Origin of the sequence: Terrisporobacter muris (genome assembly GCF_024621905.1) — a bacterium.
In the GTDB taxonomy this organism is placed as follows: domain Bacteria; phylum Bacillota; class Clostridia; order Peptostreptococcales; family Peptostreptococcaceae; genus Terrisporobacter; species Terrisporobacter muris.
This window is the reverse complement of record NZ_JANKBY010000317.1, coordinates 1-4,178: the sequence shown is the minus strand read 5'-3', so window position 1 is coordinate 4,178 and position 4,178 is coordinate 1. Positions and strand designations below refer to the sequence as shown.

The 4,178-nt window shown below is 27.8% G+C and carries 7 protein-coding genes and 1 pseudogene; 3 read left to right on the top strand and 5 right to left on the bottom strand.

The window, feature by feature from the left end:
- Positions 1-19 precede the first annotated feature (19 nt).
- The gene (locus tag NSA58_RS16875) at positions 20-868 is read left to right on the top strand and encodes a DegV family protein (protein WP_039681474.1); all 849 of its coding nucleotides are present in this window, start codon (positions 20-22) and stop codon (positions 866-868) included.
- A gap of 124 nt (positions 869-992) precedes the next feature.
- Here NSA58_RS16875 and rd read toward each other — a convergent pair whose 3' ends face one another.
- From rd to NSA58_RS16860, 4 genes are all read right to left on the bottom strand, one after another.
- Positions 993-1,154, bottom strand: coding sequence for a rubredoxin (rd, locus tag NSA58_RS16870; protein WP_074078758.1), 162 nt, complete (start codon positions 1,152-1,154; stop codon positions 993-995).
- Positions 1,155-1,278: 124 nt separating this feature from the next.
- Positions 1,279-1,422: a nitroreductase family protein gene (locus NSA58_RS20795; protein ID WP_330376113.1), complete on the bottom strand. Its 144-nt coding sequence runs from the start codon at positions 1,420-1,422 to the stop codon at positions 1,279-1,281.
- A 66-nt stretch (positions 1,423-1,488) separates the two neighbouring features.
- Positions 1,489-2,064, bottom strand: a complete 576-nt coding sequence (locus tag NSA58_RS16865) for a nitroreductase family protein (protein WP_330652597.1) — start codon at positions 2,062-2,064, stop codon at positions 1,489-1,491.
- Positions 2,065-2,084: 20 nt separating this feature from the next.
- Positions 2,085-2,903 (bottom strand): nitroreductase family protein, encoded by an 819-nt coding sequence (locus tag NSA58_RS16860; RefSeq protein ID WP_074429849.1) that lies wholly within the window; start codon positions 2,901-2,903, stop codon positions 2,085-2,087.
- 209 nt (positions 2,904-3,112) lie between these two features.
- Between NSA58_RS16860 and NSA58_RS20910 the strand changes: the two are divergent.
- Both NSA58_RS20910 and NSA58_RS20790 read left to right on the top strand, forming a co-directional pair.
- Positions 3,113-3,313: pseudogene (locus tag NSA58_RS20910) on the top strand (LysR family transcriptional regulator); the annotation flags it as partial.
- 21 nt (positions 3,314-3,334) lie between these two features.
- Entirely contained in the window at positions 3,335-3,649 is a 315-nt protein-coding gene (locus NSA58_RS20790) for a LysR substrate-binding domain-containing protein (RefSeq protein ID WP_152607185.1), read from the top strand.
- Positions 3,650-3,841: 192 nt separating this feature from the next.
- On the opposite strand, the gene NSA58_RS16845 is transcribed toward NSA58_RS20790, so the two are convergent.
- A partial coding sequence (locus tag NSA58_RS16845; protein WP_257560718.1) for a hypothetical protein occupies positions 3,842-4,178 on the bottom strand: 337 nt, incomplete at its 5' end.

Here is a 4,178-nt window from a genome sequence, read left to right as displayed (position 1 = left end):
ATAAAAGGAAGTGAAGTATATGGCTATAAAAATAGTTACAGATAGCACATCATATATACCAAAAGAATATGTAAATAAATATGATATAAAAATAGCATCTTTAAATGTTGTTATGGATGGAGAAAGCAGACGTGAAGTTGATATAGATAATAAAAATTTTTATGAAGATATGAGCAAATCCAGTGAAATTCCAAAATCATCTCAGCCAATACCAGAAGAAATGCTGAGTATATTTAAAGACATAATAGCAAATGGAGATTCCATAGTAGGTATATTTTTATCATCAAAAATGAGTGGAACATATTCCAATGCAAATATGATAAAAAATATGATATTAGAAGATTATCCAAAAGCCAATATAGAAATCCTTGATTCGAAGACTAATTGTATGCAAATGGGATTTGCTGCAATTAAAGCAGGAGAAGCAGCAAAAGAGGGGAAAAGTATGGAGGAAGTAGTAGCGTTGGCTCAATATGTACTAGATCATAGTAGATTTTTATTTACACCAGAAACCTTAGAGTATCTAAAAAAAGGTGGAAGAATAGGTGGTGCAGCGGCACTATTTGGTAATTTATTTCAAATAAAGCCCATACTTACAGTTGTAGATGGTGAAACCTCTATATTTAAGAAGGTTAGGACTAGAAAAAAAGCTGTAGATGAGATAGTAGGAACTGTTTTAAATGAAATAGAGTTAAAGGGATTAGGCGATGTTATTGTACACCATATTAATTGTGAAGAAGAAGGGATGAAGCTAGCGAAAGCTTTGGAGAACAAGTTAGGGCAGAAAGTTGGAATTCAGTCTATAGGCCCGGTTATTGGTCTACATGTGGGACCTGGTAGTATTGGTATTGCTTATTATACTAAGTAGATGAATTTAAATGAATTTTATTTTTTAATATGTATATTTAAAAATAAAATAATCTTGATGAAATATAGGAATTATATTAAGCAAGGGGGAAAAATGATTCCCCCTTGCCTGAAGTAGAATTTAATTATTCAGTTTCAGAAAACTCGTCTTTACCTACTGAACATAAAGGACATAACCAATCATCAGGCAAATCTTCAAAAGAAGTACCTGGAGCTATTCCGTTATCAGGATCTCCAACTTCTGGATCATAAATATAGCCACAAGCATCACAAACATATTTTTTCATAATTCAGCCCCCTTTTTAATAATAACTGTATTATCTCTTATTGTTACACAATAAGAGATAATAATCATCAATATTAGTGTAAGTATACAATATTCATTTATAATAAAAACATATTTTGTCAAATTCAGTTTATAAGGGCATCTTTTCTAGGAACAGTTCTTTGGTATTTTACATCAGGATAACCAATCACTAGACATGAAGATAACAACTTGCTATCTTTTATACAAAGTAAATCTAAAATTTCTTTGTTATCTTGAGATGATATCAATAAAAATCCACTAAAAAAGTTCCATGTTTGAAGAAGCTAAACCGCCATTTATAGGATTAGGTGTAGTTATAAATATTGCAAGAGGGGCATTGAAGAATAATTTACCATTTTTTTTCGGATCTTTTTATACATCTCATAGGAGTAAATCCACATTCTATCATATCTTTCTAAATGAGAAGTTTCAGGCGTTAAGTTTGATAAAATAGCTTCACCTTTTTTTCTTAAACTTTCATAAGCTAAGTCTCTTAATTCACCAAGTTTATCAGTAACTACTGTATAAGATACATCCTGACTATTTGTTGAAGTTTGAGTATATCTACCAGCATCTATTATTTTTAAGATTTTTTCTTTTTCTGTTTCTTTATTTTTAAATTTTCTAACGCTTCTTCTATATTTTATAAAGTTTAAAAGATTATCTGCTTCTACTGAAAAACTATTCTTATCATAAGGGATTACTTCATCCATATTATAATCATCAGTTGATGCAGCATCCACTGGACATATGGCAATACAGTGTCCACATTTTATACAGTTTTCATTATTTATCTCAGCGTTGTCTTGTTTTAGTGAGATAGTAGAAGTTGGGAAATCTTTTATACATTGTGTACAGGCTATACATTTTTCTTTGTTTATTTTAAACATTTTAATAGCATCCTTTAGTTTTATTTACTATTTATCCAAGATATAACATAAGTAAATTTACTATCTTGATCTTTTATAGAACTAAGTGATGTAAATTCACCACTTATATTTTTATCCATAGCAGATAAGTGAAAATGACAAAGGCCTATACCTATGTCTATTTTATTTAATTCTTTAGCACTACTTAGATAGAAGTGTATATTATCATCATATTTTAAGATTCTCCAAGGTTGTTTATTAATAGCTGATGGTGCAAAACGCAACATTTCAAGTGGTTCAAAATATTTACCTGCATTACTATTTGTAAGTGGTGTATTAAAGTTTTTATAAAAACATATTTCTGAAAAATCTTTACGCTTTTTACTATTATCACCAAATAAAGTAGCTATAAGTGATTTTTTACCACCTTCATATCCTACTGGTGAAACAATTGGTAAAATTTCTTTTTCATTTAAACTCATAGCTTTGGCAAACTCACCTTTATTAAAAGTACCACCAAGCCATACGGTACCTAGTTCTAGAGAAGTGCAGTATAATATAACTTTTTCTAAAGCGTATCCTAAGGCAATTAAAGATAAATCATCCTTTTCACAAACAGCTGTTAAGAAATAATTAGCACCTTTTATCACGCCATAAGTTCCAAGTTTTAATTCTTTATTTGAATTATCTTTCCTTATTAATTTAATTCTTATTTTTTGATTAAAAGGATTTTCCACCTTGCTAATGAAGTTTTCAATTTTATTTATTATTTCTTCAGATAGAGGTGAATTATCATAGTTTCTAACAGAATTTCTAATTTTTATTAATTCATCTACTGGTCTATTAAACATATTACTCATTAAAATACCTCCTAAAATAAATTGACATTTATATGTATAAAATTTACAATTTTTTTTGGTTAATTATTATGAAATTGCGGAATTATGAGATTATAACACTATATAAGTGTATATGTCTAATTTAAAATATTCATAGATATATAACTAAAAGCTATATATTTGTGGAAAGACAGGAGAAGGAAATGAACTTAAAATAATTAGAATATTTTAAAGTTATAACAGAAACTAAAAATTTTACGACAGCTTCTAATATATTATCTGTTTCTCAGCCAGATTTAAGTAAGGCAATATCTAAACTAGAGGAAGAGTTGGATATTGAATTATTTCAACGCGTAGGATGTAATATAAAAATAACTGAATTTGGAGAGGTATTTTTAAAATATGCTGATTCAGCTTTAAGTGAGATATAAGATTTAAATAAATATCCAGAAATAGAATCAACTTTAGTAAAAAATGAAGAATATATATTGATAGCTCCTAAGAATCATAGTTTAGCTAATAAGGAAGAAGTTTATCTAAAAGATTTAAAGGATGAGTATTTTATAGCATATGATGATAAGTCAGATAATGTTATACAGTCATATTCTGGGTTGATTGGATATACACCAAAAGTCTATGCACAGCCAAGTGAAGGTAGCGTACTTGCAGCTTTAGTTGTGGCTGGAGCAAGGATTTCAATAATTTTAAATACACACATGATTAATACCAATAAAATATCGGCTATTAAAATAAAGGATAATATATAATATAAAAGTATTTATATGGGATGGAATAAAAACTTGAATATGAGTGAAAGCAAAAAAGAGTTTAAGGTTGTGTTATAAGTATGAATGAAAATTAATTATTAGGAATAAATAATTGGCACAACATAAATAAGAAGATAAATAAGTGGTTAACTAATTTTATATTGGGTTCCACTTATTTTTATATAAGAAGATTTAAAAGAAAAATAAATCTACTAATCCTAGTAAAGCTGAAGCAGAAGCAAGTAAGTAGCTTAAACTTTTTTTATGAGGTTTTTTAATCTTAATAATAATTGATATTACAGCTAGTAGTCCAAATATACTTGCAATTAATCTTGATACTAGATAATTACTTGGAAGGGCTGTAATATTAAGACTAGTAATGATTATGGACCATCCACATAAAAAGTAAAAAAACATATTTTTTAGTTTCTCATTTTTTAAAGTATAAAGTAATGTAATTGATAATAAACTTACAGTTGTTAAAATTATAAATAATACAAATAAAGCTCCAAGTGCCATAGTTAACCTC

Bases quoted from the DNA above. Each gene is read 5' to 3' on its own strand.
- NSA58_RS16875 (WP_039681474.1), top strand. From the start codon at position 20: ATGGCTATAAAAATAGTTACAGATAGCACATCATATATACCAAAAGAA.
- rd (WP_074078758.1), bottom strand. From the start codon at position 1,154: ATGAAAAAATATGTTTGTGATGCTTGTGGCTATATTTATGATCCAGAA.
- NSA58_RS16865 (WP_330652597.1), bottom strand. From the start codon at position 2,064: ATGTTTAAAATAAACAAAGAAAAATGTATAGCCTGTACACAATGTATA.
- NSA58_RS16860 (WP_074429849.1), bottom strand. From the start codon at position 2,903: ATGAGTAATATGTTTAATAGACCAGTAGATGAATTAATAAAAATTAGA.